Here is an 18,485-nt window from a genome sequence, read left to right on the forward strand (position 1 = left end):
CTTAATTGCTGGTGATGATTCCTGAATATGATCTTATTTTTTTATGAAAAGAGAACTTTTGTATTTGTTTTTAATGTTGGCAATAACAGCCTGCAATCAGAAAAGCGATAAAAAAGGATCAGCAGGTGTTACTGCAGATACTGTCGCCGGTGTGGACCATTCAACCCATACTGATTCTGCTTGTTGTAATTCCAACCTGCCTAAACGATACGGAGCGGTGACGGGAATAGAAACGCTGTCAGGAGAAGAGAAAGCCGGACTTACCTCTCATCAGGGAATGAAATTTATCCCTGCAGGTTCTTTCAGAATGGGAGCTGCGGATAAAGAAGGACGAAGAGACGAATATCCTGCACATGAGGTGAAAATGGATGGTTTCTGGATCGATGAAACTGAAGTGACCAATGCAGAGTTTGCAGCCTTTGTGAAGGCTACAGGTTACCTGACCCAGGCAGAGCAGAAACCGGACTGGGAAGAAATAAAAAAACAATTGCCTCCGGGAACTCCAAAACCTGCAGAAGAGCAGTTGCAACCTGCGTCGTTGACTTTTAGTCCGCCAAAAGGGAGAGTGGATATCAACGATGTTTCGCAATGGTGGAGCTGGACTCCTGGAGCGAGCTGGAAGCATCCTCAAGGACCTGAAAGTAATATTAACGGGAAAGGAAACCTTCCGGTAACCCAGGTTTCCTGGATCGATGCTGCGGCTTATGCGAAATGGGCCGGGAAGCGACTGCCTACAGAAGCGGAATGGGAATATGCAGCCAGAGGTGGTCTTAGGGAAAAGAAGTATCCATGGGGGGATGAAGACCTGGCTGCAGGTAAAGTGAAAGCGAATACCTGGCAGGGAGAATTTCCTTATTCGGATAAAAAAACTGATGGGTATGGTACTGTGGCACCTGTAAAATCATTTCCTGCGAATGGCTATGGCTTATATGATATGGCCGGAAACGTGTGGGAGTGGACTGCCGACTGGTACCGTGAGGATTATTATCAGGGCCTGAAAGGACAAACGGTTAATCCTAAAGGGCCAAAGGACAGTTATGATGCTGCAGAGCCTGGGATTCCTAAGAAAATCATCAGAGGAGGCTCATTTATGTGTCATTCTTCTTATTGCAAAGGGTATCGGGTAACTTCCAAAATGAAGTCTTCAATGGATACAGGACTGGAGAATACCGGCTTCCGGTGTGTTTCCAAATGATATTCTTTATCCAGTCCTGATGGCTGCCTACCTACGGCAGCTTGCTGAAATCTATTGCAGGATGTGTTTTTCCTGTTGATTTCCTGTGAAATGGAGTCTTAATGGGTGTGAAATCATTAAAGAAACCGCAATTTTTTAAGTAGAAAGACGTGTTGTCAGAACCTCCGGTATAATCTTTTCTATAATTGATTCTGGCAGTGGCATCGGCAGTAAATGTGGCCGAGGTGACCTCATGCCATTTTCCATCTGCATCTACCGCCCATTGGTTTTTATAATCTCCACGACGGGATTGATCACCCGTTGGTGGCGAAAAGTTTTCCAGGAAAGAATAGATGCCTTTCAGATACACTGCAGACTGTGGGCGCTCAAAACTGGCCACCAATTGCCATTCGCCCTTTTCCAGGTCTTTGAAATAAGCAGTATAGACCGTGGTTTTTTTAGCCGTATTGGGTTTGGCATGAGTTAAAAAAGCATAGCTTTTACCTGCTTTCCAAGGGTAAATCATATAGCTTTGTCCGCCGGAACCTTCGTTCCCAAATTCCCCTGTTTTTGTTTTACTTCCTTTTTTTAACAGAATCACCTTCATGCTATCGGGAATGGATTTCGGGTCATCTGTAGAAAAAGGACTCCAGATAGAAAAAAGTACCCTGCGTTCTGTAGGGGAGTTGGCCTGCATCCCAAAATATCCACCACTAAATCCATTGGCCATATAATAGGTGCCTAGTTTATCTTCTCCCTCAGGAACCATGATCTCATTGTAAAACCATTCTACTTTATTTTCTGCAGCTGCAGGGATGGTATAGTTTAGATGCACAGAAGGACCCCTTCTGCCCCAGTGAAAATAACTTCCTTCATTGTTTTTTACATAAACAACGCCATTGTCCAGTGCGCTGCCGCTCACCAGAAGATCGGAAACATCGGCAAATACCTGTCCGGTTTTACTTAAGCCCCTCAGTTCAACTTTTACATATCCGGCGGCTTTGATTTTTACGGTACCCAGCTTAACAACTGCAGCACCGAGATTGTTTACTTCCTTCTCCAGTGTAGTTCCATCGACGGTTAGGCTGATTTTGCTGCTTCCTTCAGGAACACTCAATCGAAGAGAGAGTTCTGCGTCTCCGGCAGCTTCGGTGCGGAAGTAAATGGCAATCACATCTGAAGCATTGTTCCAATTGCTCAGGCCATCGTTTTTTATCCTTGCCTGTCCGTTCTTTTCTACATACCCATTGCCTCCAAGTGGGATGGTGATAGGTTCCGGCCCGGTTTCAGCCCTGCTTCCGGCAAATAATGCCGGAAGGAGCAGCAGCTGAAAAGCAAGAAGGAATAAGGTTAATTTTTTCATTTTCATTTGTGTGTTTGGTTTGTGTGTTGATTGTTTGATGAAATTAGGAAAACAGGGACTAAAAGAAGGATCAAAATTCAGTCAAACGTTTGCGTTAATGATTTGAGCAAAATATAATTACGTTAGATATCGCAATACAACCCACAAACACACGAATGAAAAAACTTTTTACATCATTATCATTATTATTGGCCTCATCAGCAGTAATGAGTCAGCAGTTACCGGCTGAACTACAGACTCCCGAGGTGGTTTCTGTGAACCGGATGCCGATGAGGGCTTCAGCATTTGCTTTTGAAAGCAGGGAGCTGGCCGCTAAGCGCGAAAAAGAAAAATCTGCATACTTCTTAACCCTCAATGGGCAATGGAAATTCAACTGGGTTCAGGATCCCCGTAAACGTCCTGAAGAATTCTATAAAACAACTTTCGACGATACCAAATGGGACAATTTTAAGGTTCCTGCCAACTGGGAAACCAATGGATACGGTTTGCCGATTTATGTCAATCAGCCATACGAATTTGCAGGACGTAAAAATACCGGGGCAAGGATGGACCCTCCTTTTGATATTCCTGAAGATAACAACCCTGTAGGCTCTTACCGTAAGAAGATCAACATTCCTCAGAACTGGGACGGCAGACAGGTGTTTATTCATCTAGGTGCAGTGAAATCTGCTTTTTACATCTGGGTAAACGGGAAGAAAGTAGGTTATAGTGAAGACAGCAAGCTTGCTGCAGAATTCGACATCACCAAATATGTAAAAGCCGGGGAGAACCTCATTGCTTTGCAGGTATACCGTTGGAGTGACGGCAGTTATCTCGAGTGTCAGGACATGTGGAGGATCTCAGGAATTGAACGTGATGTTTACCTGTATTCCACTCCAAAGCTGGACCTGAGGGATTTCAAGGCGGTCGCTACCCTGGATAAATCCTATAAGAATGGATTGCTGTCATTGGATGCGGAAATCAACAGCTACAAAATAGACCGAAAAACCAACCATAGTAAACCGGATACTTTTGCCCTTGCACTGGAACTGATCGATCCTAAGGGAAAGTCTGTTTATAAGGACGAAACGAAAGGGATAAAGACCGTGCTTGGTAATTATAAAAGCAATGTGAAGTTCAATACCGAGGTAGGGGATGTGGCCGCATGGACTGCAGAAACCCCGAATCTATATACCCTTTTTATCACTTTGAAAAACAAAAAAGGAGAAGTGCTGGAAGTAATTCCTCAAAAGATCGGCTTCCGTACTGTAGAGCTGGTCAATAATAACTTCCTGGTGAATGGGAAAAGAGTGTTCTTTAAAGGGGTAAACCGTCATGAGCACAATGCCACTCAGGGGCATACTTTAACGAAAGAGGACATGCGCAAGGATATGGAAATGATGAAGAAGCTGAATGTGAATTCGGTCAGACATTCTCATTATCCTCCTGATCCTTACTGGATGGAGCTTTGTGATGAATATGGTTTATACGTCATTGATGAGGCAAATATCGAATCTCATGGCCGTTATTACGACCTTTCTTATTCTTTTGGAAATGATAAACAATGGAGAGTTCCCCATTTGGAGCGCATTCAGCGGATGTATGAGCGTGATAAAAACCATTCTTCAGTGATCACCTGGTCTTTAGGAAATGAGGCGGGTAATGGAAGGAACTTTTATGAAGGTTACGACTGGTTAAAAGCAAATGACATCCGTCCGGTACAATATGAGCGTGCAGAGTTCGACTACAATACCGATATGATCGTTCCGCAGTATCCTGATCCAAACTGGTTGAAGAAATATGCGAACAGCAACCCGGGTCGTCCTTTGATCATGAGTGAGTTTGCGCACATCATGGGCAACAGTCTTGGTAACTTTAAAGAATACTGGGATGTGATCGAGAGCCAGCCTAACCTGCAGGGTGGTTACATCTGGGAATGGATAGATCAGGCCATTGATACCGTAAAAAATGGTAAGCGTATCAATGCTTATGGAGGGGATTTCCCTTTAAGCGGACCGGTGAATGAAGATTTCAGCGACAATAACTTTAGCGTAAAAGGTGTAGTAACCAACCATCGTGGCATGACTCCGATGGCCGTAGAAGTAAAAAAAATCTATCAGTACATCAAAACGAAATACGAAGGAAACAATACCATCAAGGTGAACAATTCTTATTTCTTTAGAAACCTGGACAATGTGAAATTGAACTGGGAGCTTTTGGAAAACGGTAAAGTGGTAGAAAAAGGAACACAGAACCTTCCGGTAATTGAACCCAGGACAGAAAAAGACCTGAGCCTTCCGATCAAAACAAAAGCGAAAGCCGGAGCAGAATATTTTCTGAACGTATATTACGACCTGAAAGTCGCAGAACCTTTCCTTCCTGCCGGATACACCATTTCTACTGAGCAATTTGCATGGAATGGCGCTCCAAAACCATTTACATTTGCTGCGGGAAATGGAAAATTGAGTCTGGAAAAACCTTCAGGAAAAGCCATAGTTAAGGGATCAGATTTTTCTGTAGCCTTTGATATGGAAAAAGGACTGATGACCGGTTATACCCTAAAAGGAAGCGAGTTGTTAACTGAAGGACCGCAACCAGGATTCTGGCGCGCTTCTACAGACAATGACATTGGTGCAGGATTTAACAGCAGTCTGAGGAAATGGAGAAATGCATATTCAGAAGGTAAGCTGATAGCTGCTGATGTACAGACAGGTGGTTCTGGGGAGGTCGTTGCTACTTTTAAAAAGGAACTGATTGGAGGAGAAGCAACAGTAGAGCAAACTTTTACCATCAGACCTGATGGTATTGTAAAGGTCGACAACCGTTTTACAGCCAATAAAGGAAAATACCCGCTGATGCAACGTATCGGGAATGACTTACAGCTGAATGCTTCATTAAGTAAAATCAGTTTCTATGGCCGCGGACCAGGTGAAAATTATTGGGACCGTAAAACTGCATCTTTTGTAGGGTTATATAACCAAACCATCGATGAGCAATATTTTCCTTATGCGCGTCCTCAGGAAAGTGGAAACAAAACCGATGTTCGCTGGGTAAATTTCACCGACAAAAAAGGCAAAGGATTGAGCTTTGGAATGGCCGATAGTTTACTGAACTTCTCTGCGCTTCCATACAGTGTTGATGATCTTGATCCTGAAGTGGAGAAAAAGCAATACCACTCCGGCGAGCTGGTTAAAAGAGATCAGATCTATATGCACCTGGATTTGATTCAGAGTGGTTTGCAGGGAATAGACAGTTGGGGTTCTATGCCATTGAAAGAGTATAGGGTGCCTTTTGCTGCACATCAGTATTCTTACTGGATAAAACCAATTAAGTAAGACACGATCAATATAAAAAGCAGGGCTTCGGATCATCATCCGGAGCCCTGCTTTTTATCGCTGTTTTTGGGTTTTAACCGTTTGTTTTATAGTGGGTTGAAAATCACTGCGCAAACGTTTGCGCCCGGAATTCCCGCATAACCTTCGACTCTTCCTGAAGGTTTAAATAATAGCGCCTGCAACAGCCATTACCAAAGCAATGATCAGGGCTGGAGTAAAACCCTTAATTTCAAAATCGTCGAAAAATTTATCCGCCAGTTTGATCATGATTGCTGTTACCAACAAATGGACGATAAATGAGATTAACCCAAGAGTAACTACGTTCATCGGGAATCTGAGAAACATACCCAGCGTTGCATTTAATAAACCGATAACCAGGGCTACCAAAATAGCTGTTCTGTAGTTTTTAATTCTAACACTTGGCAATACAAAGGTCATCCCTAAAAGGATTCCGGCATTGATAAGCAGGGTGATGATAAACTTCATGTCTTTTTTTTTAAGTTTTGTGGGGTTCAAAAATCAATCCAGAAATTGATTTTCCTGAAAATAGAAAAAATAAAAGAATTACACCCTGTTTGTAGCGAATCTTATTTATCTTACGTTTAGTATGTTATACTAACTTAAAAATTAACCCTATGAAAAACGCTCAATTGTTATCATTTTTAATAATGATACTTTTTGCTTCATGTCAACAGAAAGTAGTGACTACAAAAGAAATTGCTGCCGCCGACTCCTTTATGCCGATGCAGATTGGAAACTCCTGGAGAATGGGAGACCACAGCTATACGGAAATTCAGGATACCATGAGGATCGACAATAAGTTGTATTATAAATTCTATTCTTTAGTAGGCGGAGACGCTACTGATGTTAAATACATGAGAATAGATGAAAATAATGATTTATTGGAAGCTTATCCGGACCAGCCTAAACTGATTTACACACATGCCAAATTCAATGCGAAAGTAAACGACGAGTTTTATACCATTGGCGACAAATCGCAGAACGATTATAAAGTCAAAGTGGTGGAAAAAACCGATAAGAAGATGACTTTTGAGTTCGATATGGTCTACCATCCAAACCTGAAAGGAAGCACACACAAAGTGAGCTATATTAAAGGTTCAGGACTGGACGAAGACTGGAAAAGTATTAAGATTGACGGCAAGGTGATTAAGTAACCTTTGCTGTCCTTAAATATTTAGAGAAGCGTAAGGGGAAAAATCTTTTTAACCATACCCCTTTCACTTCTTTTCCTCCGATATAGACTTCCTCTTTGCGGAGCCTGATGGCATCTACAATGAGTTTCGCACATTCATCAGCGGGCATCCCGTTTTCCTGCGCTGCATCCATCGTTCCCTGTGGCGCTCCATTGGAAGTCAATGCGTTTAGGGTTACGCTCGTTTTAATGAAACCCGGACAAATCATCGTGATGTGAATACCCTGGTCAAACAGCTCAGAACGTAAAGAATCAAAATATCCGTGAAGGGCATGTTTAGAAGCTGCGTAAGCAGAGCGGAGCTTTGTACCGAACTTCCCAACCAGACTGCTGATGCAAACGATTTGTCCACCTCCATTGGCGATCATCAGGGGCAATACCGCTTTGCTCAATACCACAGTTCCCCAGAAATTGACATTCATCAGGCGTTGCTCTACTGCCAGGTCAGTATCCAAAGCCAGGCTCCGCTGACTGATACCTCCGCTATTGATCAGGAGGTCAACTTTTCCGAAGATGCGGATGGCTTCTTCGGCTTTATCTGCTAATATTGGGGTGTTTTCCAGGTCTAAAGAAAGGACATGAACATTGATTTTGTTTTTACACCCGTTCTTTACCCTAAACAGTTCATCACGGTTACGGGAAGAAATGATCAGCCTGGCACCCAGCTGACTATAAGCGTATACCAATGCTTCTCCGATGCCGGATGATGCTCCGGTAATCCAAACAACTTTATCTTTCATGTGATGCTCATTAATGGTGATCTTCCGGGATCAGAAACAATTCAGAAGCAATATGGTCTGCAAAGAGTTTCCCATCCAGGGTCAAAGTTAGGTGTTCCTTTTCATTCATCAGCCATTTCCGTTCTATAAATGGTTTGATGCTTTTGAGGGTGTCGTTGAGAAATGCCTTGCCAAAGTCGGCCTCTATCTTGTTTAAACTGCTGCCCCACATGGTTCTCAGAGAGGTCATCATATACTCATTGAAACGGTCATATTGATCCAGTGTTTCTATGGTTTCCGGTAAACGGCCTTCCCTGATGTCACTCAGGTAAGCGGCATTATTGGCAATGTTCAGGTAGCGTGTTTCTCCGTCAAAGCCATGAGCCGAAGGGCCAATTCCAATATAGGGGATGCCACGCCAGTAATTGGTATTATGGACAGCATATTTCCCTGGTTTGCTATAGTTGGAAATCTCATAATGCTCAAAACCTGCTTTTCCAAGCTGCGCGATTAAAGAAATGAACTGATCAGCGCTTTGTTCATCATTCACAGGAACCTGCTTCCCTCTCTTGATGGCACTGGCGAGTGCAGTACGGGGTTCTACTGTCAGGGAATAGGCAGAAATATGTGGGGTTTCAAATTCAATGGCTTTATTGATATTGCTGAGCCATTTCTGGTCTGTCAGCATCGGGTATCCATAAATCAGATCGATACTTAAGTTCTCAAATCCGGCATCCTGACTTCTTTTGATACAGTTTTCTGCTTCCCCTGAATTGTGTGCCCGGTTCATCCAGATCAGATCTTCATCATAAAAAGACTGGATGCCGATGCTGAAGCGGTTCACAGGCAATTGCCTTAATTCTTTGATCTTTTTCGCATCCAGATCATCGGGATTGGCTTCAATCGTGATCTCTGCGTCTGAGGAGACGGAAAAGTGCTTTGTGATGGTGTTAAAGATCTTTTCAAATGCTGCGGAGGGCAATACGGAAGGGGTTCCGCCACCAAAATAAATGCTGCCCACCTGCTGGTCTGCAATTCTGTCTTTTTTCCTGATGATTTCTGTACAAATGGCTGCTGTCATTTCATCCACATACTTTAAGGAAGTGCTGAAATGAAAATCACAATAAGTGCAGGCTTTTTTGCAGAATGGAATGTGGATGTAGATACCGGACATGTTGCAAAGATAAGCGCAATTATACAGTTTTGAATACGGGCGTATATTTTGCCATCCAAACGTTGGCATTTCCGCAGTCAGGATCATTGATCTGATGTTTTAATACGCTGAAATCGTGGGCTGTTAAAAGGTCCTGATATTCCCGGGTACTTAGTGATCCATGAAACAGATCTTCACCTCCAATGGAGCCCCAGGCCTCACCATGTGTAGTACCAGAAGTGAAAAGTAAAATGCCATTGGGATTGAGGTGTGCTTCGAAAGTGGCAAACATGGCGGGTTGGTCTTCAGCAGGCAGATGAAAAAAGCTATGCCAGGCAATAATTGCATCAAATTTTTTGTTTAGGGAAAGATGGCGCATATCAGACTGGATAAATAAGGTGGAGGGGAAATTCTTCTTTGCCAGTGCCAGTATTTTATCGCTGGCATCAACACCAGTGACGTTTAAATTCTGATTCCGGAGATAACCTAAAATAGGAATTCCCGTTCCACAACCCAGGTCCAGGACTTCGGAACGGGCATCTAAATGTGTAATCAGCTCATCAAGATACTTTTTTTCCATTAAACCCTGATACCGGTTTTCTGCAAAACAATCTGCTATTTTATTATACACCTCGAAGACATTTTTACTGTTACCCTTTTTCATTGTTTTTTCTTTTTGTCAGGTAATGTACCAGTGTATCAATGTCGGCTTCATTGTTATAAAAACTAATCCCCAAACTAATTATACCCTGAGACGCACGAACAGCGATCCCTTGCTCATTTAGTTCTGCTTTGGTCACTCCATCTGCCTTTATATTAAAAATCCCTGAACGGTGCTCCGGCGCAAAATCTGAAATCAGGTTAAGCTGATGCTGCCTGCATTTATTCACCAGGTAATTTGCCAGATACTTCATTCTTTCACTAATAGCCTCCATTCCAATTTCTGAAAAGTGCTTCAGCATATAACGGAACATAAGGATGTTGAGGTATGGTGTTTTTCCCAATTCATAAGCACTTGCGGCTTCTTTGATTGAAACTGACGAAACATCAGCACCATGTTCAGCATTAAAAAAGCCAATAAAAGGTTTTCTCAGGGAAGAAAGGAGTTCTTTGCGGACATACATTCCACCTACACCAAAACCTGCAGACAGCCATTTGTAGGCATGAAACATGAGGATGTCAATCTGGCAAGCTTGAATGTCAATCGGGAGTACGCCAAAAGATTGGGTAGCATCGACAATAAATAAGATTCCCCTGGCTTTACAGATAGCCCCAAGCTTTTGCAGGTCCTGTCTGAATCCAGTACGGTACATGACATCACTGCTGATCAGGATTTTTGTATCTGGTGTTATGGCCGCTTCTATCTCTGACAAATGAATCATTCCCTGTTCATCAGAGTCTACGTAATCTACTTCAAAGCCCTGATGTAGCCAGGGAAGGTAGCTATTGGGAAAATCATCCTTAAATGTAAGCAGCCTCTGGTTGTTTGGAAAAGTATAGGCCATGATATTCATTGCCATAGAAGTACTCGGAATAAAGGCTGTTTCCTCAGGGCTAATGCCTAAATACGCTGCCAGCTCTGTTCTTGCAGCGCCGACCTCCTCATCCCATTGCCCGCAAATATCACCACCCCAAAGACTGAGTTCGGTCAATAAGCGATTGGTTTCAGCGATTAATCCGGTAGTCACTGGCCCACCACTATGGGTTTGTAAATAAATACGTTCTTTAAAAATCGGATATTCTTCGCGTATGCTGTTCCAGTTGGTCATCCTTAATCAGTTTATATAGACAAAGGTAGGTTTTAGGCGAATAAGCATTTGGTTTTTATCTATTTAATACTACTTTTGAAATTCACAAAATTTTATTCGGTTAGGCAGATAAATCAATTGTCATACAGATAATTGATCGTTTTTTGTGTAGGTAACAAAATCTGGTTTTTAAAGTTCAATTTACAGCGGGGGCGACAATGTTGACTTACAGTTTACTTTCAGATTTGGAATTAACAGTACTCCTGAAAGAGGGGGATGCTGCGGCCTACACCATAATTTATAACCGTTATTTTAATGAACTCTATGTTCATGCTTACAGCAGATTGAGGGATAAAGAAGAAGCACAGGATGTGGTTCATGAGTTGTTTGCTACGCTCTGGAACAAAAGGGCTGAACTGATCTTTAAATCCAGTCTGCCTGCCTATCTCTACACTGCTGTACGCAACAAAATCCTGGATGTGATCGCTCATCAGCAGGTGGAATCCAGGTACGTCAGTTCTTTACAGCATTTTCTGCAGGAAGGATATTGCGTTACGGATCATCAGGTCCGGGAGCGGCAACTCGCTGCGCTTATTGACAAGGGCATTTCCGATTTGCCACCTAAGATGAGGGAGATATTTGAGCTGAGCAGAAAGCAGGCGATGAGCCATAAGGAGATCGCGGAACAATTAAATCTATCGGAGCAAACCGTAAGGACACAGGTAAAAAACGCATTGAAAATATTGCGTTTGAAGCTTGGAATGATGCTTTTTCTGAGTTTGTGACCTTATCGTTAAAAATATATTATTTTTTTCTACCCCATGCCCCCTGGCCTTGCCGTCTATCATTAAAAGGAAGTTATTCCTTTCCAGCGTATGCAAAATAAAGAAGCGAAAGAATTACTGAGTAAATACAGGCAGAGAAACTGTACGGAAGAGGAACTGGCCCAATTGGAAAGCTGGTACCTGGATTATCAGGACGAAGCATCCGATTTAGGCCCTGAAGAATTGCTGGAGGCCAGGGCTAAGGTCTGGGCAAAGCTGCCAGTCCATCAAAACCGGCCACAAGTCGTCCGGCTATGGCCACGAATAGCTGCGGTAGCTTCCATTGTGCTTTGCCTGGCAATTGGGTGGTGGTTTTTTAATAACAAGAGTGTCGTAAATCCTGCATCCGGCAAGGGAGAGGTCGCTAAAATATTGCCTGGAGGAAACAAAGCAATGCTGACGCTTGCAGATGGTTCGGAAATTTCTCTGAATGATGTGGCCAATGGAACCCTGGCAAGTCAGCCGGGAATGACCATTACCAAAAATAAAGACGGACAACTGGAATATCATATTGCTCCGGGAGCCGGAAGCGGGAAGGAATCCTTTAATACGATCAGTACGCCTGCCGGCGGCCAATATCAGGTGATCCTGCCTGATGGAACCAGGGTCTGGTTAAATGCGGGGTCTTCTTTAAAATATCCAACAACATTTGCCGGTCAGGAGCGAAAAGTAAGCCTTGAAGGAGAGGGTTACTTTGAAGTGGCGCATGATCAGAACAAACCATTCAAAGTGGAATCAAATGACCAGACAGTAGAGGTGCTGGGAACTCATTTTAACATCAGCGCTTATGATGATGATAAAGAGGTGAAAACGACCTTGCTGAAGGGTAAAGTACGGGTGAAAACAGAGAAAACCGGTTCATCTGAAATACTTAAGCCCGGGGAGCAGGCAGTATTGGTAAACCATTCCTTAAAGGTGGCAGAAGTAATGACTGAAGATGTGGTGGCCTGGAAGAACAACTCTTTCGTTTTTAACAACGAAAAGCTGGGTAGCATCATGCGTAAAATAGCCAGATGGTATGACGTCGAAGTGATTTGTCCGCCAGACCTGGCAGAGATGGTTTTTGCAGGTTCAGGATCAAGAAACCGAAGCATTCAGCAAACGCTCAGAATCATGGAATTAACAGAAAGTGTTCACTTTAAGATCGAGGGAAGGAGGATTACGGTGATGCCATAAACTTCTACTTTCTCCCAGCATTTTCCGGAACTTCATTAGAACCAGGAGCGGTTGCAACGCCCCTGGCCTGTATACTCTTTTGGAGTAAAGTTCGGGAAAGGCTGTTAAATAAATCGAATCATAAACTTAGGAACCTAAACCCAAACTAAACAAATGTATGAATTTTTACAGGACATCTAAACATGGCATATCCAGCCATGTTTATGCCAGGATATTATTAAAATTGAAACTGACATTTATCATATTGACCACTGTGATTCTGCAGGTTAGCGCAACGGGCTATGCCCAGATTACGCTCAAAGAAAAAGAAGCTCCCCTGGAGCAGATCATACAAAAAATACGGAAGCAGAGCGGTTATGACTTCTTCTATAACGCCGGAATTCTGGCCAGAGCAATGCCTGTTACACTTGACGTGCAAAATGCTTCTGTAGAGGAGGTGCTTGAGCTTTGTTTTAGAGATCAGCCACTCAGCTACAGGATAGAACAGAAAACGATTGTTTTACAATCTGCGGAGTTCCGTATGCTGGTCAACAGGATGCTGATGATCACAGGAAAAGTTCTGGATGAAACAGGGAAACCCATCCCAGGAGCGTCTGTCAGAGTTAAAGGGGCAAATACAAAAGCTGTAGCAACCAACAGTGAGGGACAGTTCAGAATTGTTGCAGATCCGGAAAAGGATGTGTTATTGATTTCTTATATCGGTTATAAAACTCAGGAAATACGGCTAAAAGGAAACCAATCGCAGATCCTGGTTAGGATGGAAGTTTCTGAAACTGCGATGAAAGATGTGGTGATTACAGGGATGATGACCCGTAAGAAAACTTCATTTACCGGGGCAACAGCCTCTTTTAGCGGGGATGAACTGAAAATGCTGGGCAATCAGAACATCATACAAAGCCTCAAGACCCTGGATCCTTCTTTTATCCAGATCGAGAATAATGCCCTGGGTTCTAATCCTAATGTTTTACCAACCATTGAATTGCGTGGACAAACCAGTATTTCTACCGAGGGTTTAAGGGATCAGTTTTCTTCAGACCCCAATCAGCCTTTGTTTATTCTGGATGGATTTGAAAGCTCGCTGAGGACAATCATCGATCTTGATATGAATACAGTTGCTTCCATTACCATTTTAAAAGACGCCTCTTCTACTGCAATTTATGGTTCCAGAGCATCCAATGGGGTAATTGTTATCGAAACTAAAAAACCTGAACCTGGGAAAATCAGGTTCAGTTATACTTCTGACCTTCGTGTGGAAATGCCCGACCTTTCTTCCTACAACATGATGAATGCTGCTGAAAAGTTAAGATTTGAAAAACTTGCAGGAAGGTATAAGGAAAGAAATTCCAGTGTAGATCAGCAAATCAGATTGGATAGCTTGTATAGTGCCCGTTTGCAGGAAGTGGAAAAAGGGGTGAATACCTATTGGTTAAATAAACCTATACAGACCGGATTTTCTCAGAGACATTCTGTTAATGCATCGGGTGGAGATCAGGCCTTACGCTATGATATTGGGGCAAATATCCGAAAAAATAATGCCACCATGATCGGTTCGAAACGGGACGATTGGGGGGCAAACGTAAACCTCAGCTACCGTTCCGGAATATTCAATATCTCAAACAGGGTATATGTCAATGGATCTGAAGGAGCAGATTCTCCCTATGGTAAGTTTTCAGAATGGGTAGGAACAAATCCATATTACCGGTATATGGGAAGCAGCCAGCGTTATCTGGAAGTTGTGCCTTCTGCCAGTTATAATGCCGAAGGTGTGGATAGCCATAAAAATGAGCGGATTGTAAACCCGGCATATAATGCAGGGCTAAACAGTTTCAATAAATCATCCAGCTTTAATGTTCAGAATAACTTTCAGTTAACAGCTGATTTTACTAAATCATTAAGGTTGCAATTAAATGCACAGATCGTAAAGAATACTTCGGATAGTACGGTTTTTGTATCTCCATTAAATTCGGAATACGAAAATGAAACAGATCCTACTTTAAGAGGATCATACAAGTACCAAAAAAAGGGGGAACTGAACTATACCATCAACGCAAGTTTAACCTATGCAAAGGTATTCAGACAGCTCCATTCGCTTACGGCCTACCTGCGGACTGAAGTTGCGCAGAATAACAAAAACCTGAATGGATACGATGCGTTGGGCTTTCCTAATGCAAGTAACGGAAATCCGGCATTTGCTTACGGGTATGATTTAGGTTCAAACCCTAATGCCGCTAATTCTCTGTCCAGAAGAAACAGCATTGTAGCTTCAGTCAATTATTCTTATGATCAGCGCTATAATGTCGATTTAAACCTGAATGTAGATGGTTCTACAGCCTTTGGATCAGAAAACCGTTATGCGCCCTATTATTCGGGAGGACTGAGCTGGAACATCAACAGAGAACGCTTTATGAAACATTTAACCTGGCTGAACGGGTTACGTCTGAGGGGGAATATCGGGCTTACCGGAAATCAGAATTTTGGGAATGTCAGTCAGTCTGTATATAAGTACTATTCCAGTATAAATAGTTCTGGACAAGGGGTTTCCCTGGCTGCATTGGGGGCTCCGGGCCTGAAATGGCAGAAAACGTTGCAAACGAGCCTGGGCCTAGACGCGGTATTGTTCAATAGTAAGTTAAACCTGCAATTCAATGCTTACCGTAAATATACCGATCCATTAGTGGTTGCAGTGACCCTCCCATCTTCTACAGGATTGTATAATTTCCCATTTAATGCGGGAGTATCTACTGTTAAAGGAATTGAATCTACGATTTCCTTCTCACCTATCAGAAAACCTGGTCACATGGTTTGGACCCTTGGGGCAACCGGAGCAATGGCCACCCAAAAGTACAGCGAGTTTAACAATAAGCTGACTTCTCTGAATACAGAGCTTAGCGAAAGTAATGCCCTTGTGAGGTATCGTGATGGATATAGTGTGAACGACATTTGGGCCGTGCCTTCTCTTGGTATAGATCCCGGAACCGGCAGAGAAGTTTTTTTAAAGAAAGATGGGCAGCAGACTTTTGTCTACAGTACAGATGATCAGGTGGTGGTTGGAAATTCCCGCCCAAAGGCAGAAGGGGTATTTAGCAGTACCTTTTATTACAAAGGTTTTACTGCGGGCATATTTATCCGATACATATTTGGAAGGGATCAGTTTAATGAGGCTTTGTATGCTAAAGTTGAAAACATTTCTTATGAATCTATAAGGACCAATCAGGATAAACGTGCTTTGTACGACAGATGGCAACAGCCTGGAGACGTATCCCAGTTTAAAGGAATCTCCATCTCGGCCACCACACCAAAGTCGTCCAGGTTCGTCCAAAAGGAAAACTCTTTTAGTGGAGAATCTTTAAATCTTGGCTATGAGATTAAAGGAAGGAGATGGCTTGACCATGCCTACCTCTCTGCATTGAACATCACGGCGTATTCAAACGACCTGTTTTATACTTCGACCATCAGAAGAGAACGTGGTATCAATTATCCATTCGCGCGTTCGGTGTCTATGAGTATCCGGGCAACATTTAAATAATTATAACGATGAAAAAGGAATTTTATAAATACATATTATTGGCGATCGTCCTGTTTTCGCTGGGCAGTTGCAGCAAATGGCTGGATGTGAAACCCGAAGATAAATTCGTAGAAGATCAATTGTATTCTTCGCCTCAGGGTTTTGCGGATGCCTTAAATGGATTTTACATCAATAATGGAAGTGCCTCGCTGTATGGTGGTACTTTAACGATGACCACCATAGACGTGCTTGCACAGCTCTACAATGTCGGTTCTACACATAAAGAGTACACCATGTCGGTCTACAATTATGAAGAGAAGACTTCAAAGTCAAAGATTGATGAGATCTGGACCAATTTATACGCGAACATCGCAAATGTCAATAAGTTTCTGGAGAGCCTGAATACCTATGGGCAGGTATTGGATGCTAAAACACTGGATCAGTATAAGGGGGAGGCGATCGGCCTGAGGGCTTTTTATTATTTCGACCTGATGCGGATGTTCAGCAAACCGTATACTACTGCTGATTCTTTAACCGTGGTCCTTCCTTATTACGATAAAGTGGGGTATGACATTTCAGAATTTAAACCTGCAAATTTTGTAATGCAAAAGGTATTGAGTGATCTGAGTAATGCGGAGTCTTTGCTTCTGAACTCCGATCCTGTTCTTACGCAGGCCAGAGTAAGCAAGCCTTCCCTTAGCTATGGCAGGGATGGACGCACCTACAGAATGAATTATTATGCGGTTAAAGCATTGCAGGCACGTGTGAATTTGTGGAAAGGGGATAAAACAACGGCATTGACGATCGCTAAAAGTTTAATCGTACAGCAGGATAAATTTCCCTGGACCACACTTGCAGACCTCAATGTCCCTGCGGTAAGCAACAAGGTTTTCGCCACAGAAATGATCTTTGGAGCAGAAAGTCCGCGGATGCAGGATCAGTTCCTGAACGTGTTTAGCCCTACACTTTTTGATGATAAAATCCTTGCTCCAAATTCCACCGGCACATTTATCAACAACACAGTGTTTGAAAATCTGCCCAACGACTATCGTAGTCAGTTTATATGGAAAGTAGCGGGCAAGCCCTATCCAACGTTTTTTAAATATCAGGTGGGAGGAAATATATCCTATAATTTCAATAACACTGTACCTCTGATCAAGATGTCTGAAATGTACCTGATTGCCGCAGAATCCGATCCGGATAACGCCGCAGGTATTGGTTATTTAAACACTTTGAGAACCAAAAGAAATATAGCTGCTTTGCCTTTAACGCTATCGGCGACAGAGTTAAATACGAACATCATGAAGGAGTACCGTAGGGAGTTTTATGGGGAGGGGCAGTTGTTCTATTATTATAAGCGTACAAAAGCGGCATCACTGATTGCCGGTGCGACAAATACTTCAATGAATATCAATGCCTCCAGCTACGTGTTTCCTGTACCCTTATCCGAAACCACACCAAGATAAACCTGAACCCAATTAAATAAAATTATGAAAAAGAGATTAGTTTATTTAAGCCTGTTGTTCATGACGATAACAATGGCATGCAAAAAACAAGGCCTCGCCCTTTTTGATGATCAGAGTAGCCAAAACAGCATTTATTTCCCTTTGGCAGAAACAGCTACGAGGTTCGATTTTTCCTTTGGTTATATCAAACCTGATGTGCCGGATACTACACTTAAAATTGTGGTCAGGGCGATTGGTAGTGTTGCAGATCATGACAGAGCTTACCATCTTTCTATTGCTGATAGCAGCACGATGAAAGCTGGATTGGATTATCAGTTCATGAATGAAAAGTTTGTGATTAAAGCAGGCGCGGTGGCTGATACGCTGAGAATAAAAATGAAGCGTAACGCAGGAATGAAGAAGGACAGTCTGTTTATGTACCTGGATTTAAAACCCAACGAAAATTTTGTGAACAGCCTGTTGAGCCGTGAGGAAGTCAGCGGAGGAAAAAAGGTAACCAAGTACTTCACCAGGTTAAAAGTGAAAGTCGATGACATCGCCGGGATACCCTGGTTCTGGACAACAGGGAAAAGCCCTGCTGCATCATTTGTGATTGCATACCTCGGGACTTTTGGAACCAATAAGTTTCAGACGATGATCTCCCGGTACGGGCTTGATGTGAGTAAAATTACAGCGGAAAAGTACATTCCGCCAACTACCCAGATCATTGGGTGGGCTAACGGAATGAAGGCCTATCTGGATCAGATGACTGCAATGGGAACACCTGTGTATGAAACAGATGGATCGTTGATGAAGATGGGGCTGAGTGCTAAATAAATATGAATTTATAT

The 18,485-nt window shown here is 42.8% G+C and carries 14 protein-coding genes; 8 read left to right on the forward strand and 6 right to left on the reverse strand.

What is annotated here, in order from left to right:
• The first annotated feature begins 43 nt into the window (after positions 1–43).
• Positions 44–1,195, forward strand: coding sequence for a formylglycine-generating enzyme family protein (locus tag BUC20_RS15905; RefSeq protein WP_073232082.1), 1,152 nt, complete (start codon positions 44–46; stop codon positions 1,193–1,195).
• Between the two features lie 31 nt (positions 1,196–1,226).
• Here the strand turns inward: BUC20_RS15905 and BUC20_RS15910 are convergent, their stop codons facing one another.
• Positions 1,227–2,543: a DUF3472 domain-containing protein gene (locus tag BUC20_RS15910; protein ID WP_084528952.1), complete on the reverse strand. Its 1,317-nt coding sequence runs from the start codon at positions 2,541–2,543 to the stop codon at positions 1,227–1,229.
• Between the two features lie 149 nt (positions 2,544–2,692).
• Between BUC20_RS15910 and BUC20_RS15915 the strand changes: the two genes are divergently transcribed.
• Positions 2,693–5,851 (forward strand): beta-galactosidase, LacZ type, encoded by a 3,159-nt coding sequence (locus tag BUC20_RS15915; RefSeq protein ID WP_073232083.1) that lies wholly within the window; start codon positions 2,693–2,695, stop codon positions 5,849–5,851.
• Between the two features lie 162 nt (positions 5,852–6,013).
• On the opposite strand, the gene BUC20_RS15920 is transcribed toward BUC20_RS15915, so the two are convergent.
• On the reverse strand, positions 6,014–6,337 hold the full coding sequence (locus BUC20_RS15920) for a phage holin family protein (protein ID WP_073232084.1): 324 nt from the start codon (positions 6,335–6,337) through the stop codon (positions 6,014–6,016).
• A gap of 149 nt (positions 6,338–6,486) precedes the next feature.
• On the opposite strand from BUC20_RS15920, the gene BUC20_RS15925 reads away from it, so the two are divergent.
• Positions 6,487–7,026 carry a hypothetical protein gene (locus BUC20_RS15925; RefSeq protein ID WP_143166825.1) on the forward strand — a complete coding sequence of 180 codons (540 nt, stop codon included), beginning with the start codon at positions 6,487–6,489 and terminating at the stop codon, positions 7,024–7,026.
• Here BUC20_RS15925 and BUC20_RS15930 read toward each other — a convergent pair.
• The 4 genes from BUC20_RS15930 to BUC20_RS15945 are packed head-to-tail and all read right to left on the reverse strand — an operon-like array spanning position 7,019 to position 10,705.
• Complete coding sequence (locus BUC20_RS15930; protein WP_073232086.1) at positions 7,019–7,804, reverse strand: SDR family oxidoreductase; 786 nt, start codon at positions 7,802–7,804, stop codon at positions 7,019–7,021. The two genes, BUC20_RS15925 and BUC20_RS15930, sit on opposite strands and share 8 nt — an antisense overlap.
• 10 nt (positions 7,805–7,814) lie before the next feature.
• Positions 7,815–8,957, reverse strand: coding sequence for a radical SAM family heme chaperone HemW (gene hemW, locus BUC20_RS15935; RefSeq protein WP_073232087.1), 1,143 nt, complete (start codon positions 8,955–8,957; stop codon positions 7,815–7,817).
• Positions 8,958–8,976: 19 nt separating this feature from the next.
• Complete coding sequence (locus tag BUC20_RS15940) at positions 8,977–9,600, reverse strand: class I SAM-dependent methyltransferase (protein ID WP_073232088.1); 624 nt, start codon at positions 9,598–9,600, stop codon at positions 8,977–8,979.
• Complete coding sequence (locus BUC20_RS15945; RefSeq protein WP_073232089.1) at positions 9,587–10,705, reverse strand: aminotransferase class V-fold PLP-dependent enzyme; 1,119 nt, start codon at positions 10,703–10,705, stop codon at positions 9,587–9,589. Before BUC20_RS15945 ends, BUC20_RS15940 begins: the two co-directional genes overlap by 14 nt.
• 224 nt (positions 10,706–10,929) lie before the next feature.
• Between BUC20_RS15945 and BUC20_RS15950 the strand changes: the two genes are divergently transcribed.
• From BUC20_RS15950 to BUC20_RS15970, 5 genes are all read left to right on the forward strand, one after another.
• On the forward strand, positions 10,930–11,469 hold the full coding sequence (locus BUC20_RS15950; protein ID WP_317042792.1) for an RNA polymerase sigma-70 factor: 540 nt from the start codon (positions 10,930–10,932) through the stop codon (positions 11,467–11,469).
• Between the two features lie 90 nt (positions 11,470–11,559).
• Positions 11,560–12,684 (forward strand): FecR family protein, encoded by a 1,125-nt coding sequence (locus BUC20_RS15955; RefSeq protein ID WP_073232091.1) that lies wholly within the window; start codon positions 11,560–11,562, stop codon positions 12,682–12,684.
• A 223-nt stretch (positions 12,685–12,907) separates the two neighbouring features.
• Complete coding sequence (locus BUC20_RS15960; protein WP_159441115.1) at positions 12,908–16,210, forward strand: SusC/RagA family TonB-linked outer membrane protein; 3,303 nt, start codon at positions 12,908–12,910, stop codon at positions 16,208–16,210.
• An 8-nt stretch (positions 16,211–16,218) separates the two neighbouring features.
• The gene (locus tag BUC20_RS15965) at positions 16,219–17,655 is read left to right on the forward strand and encodes a RagB/SusD family nutrient uptake outer membrane protein (protein WP_073232093.1); all 1,437 of its coding nucleotides are present in this window, start codon (positions 16,219–16,221) and stop codon (positions 17,653–17,655) included.
• A gap of 24 nt (positions 17,656–17,679) precedes the next feature.
• A complete protein-coding gene (locus tag BUC20_RS15970) occupies positions 17,680–18,471 on the forward strand; it encodes a DUF4843 domain-containing protein (protein WP_084528954.1) in 792 nt (263 codons plus the stop codon).
• Positions 18,472–18,485: the final 14 nt, after the last annotated feature.

The sequence above is a fragment of the Pedobacter caeni genome (genome assembly GCF_900129215.1).
GTDB lineage: Bacteria > Bacteroidota > Bacteroidia > Sphingobacteriales > Sphingobacteriaceae > Pedobacter > Pedobacter caeni.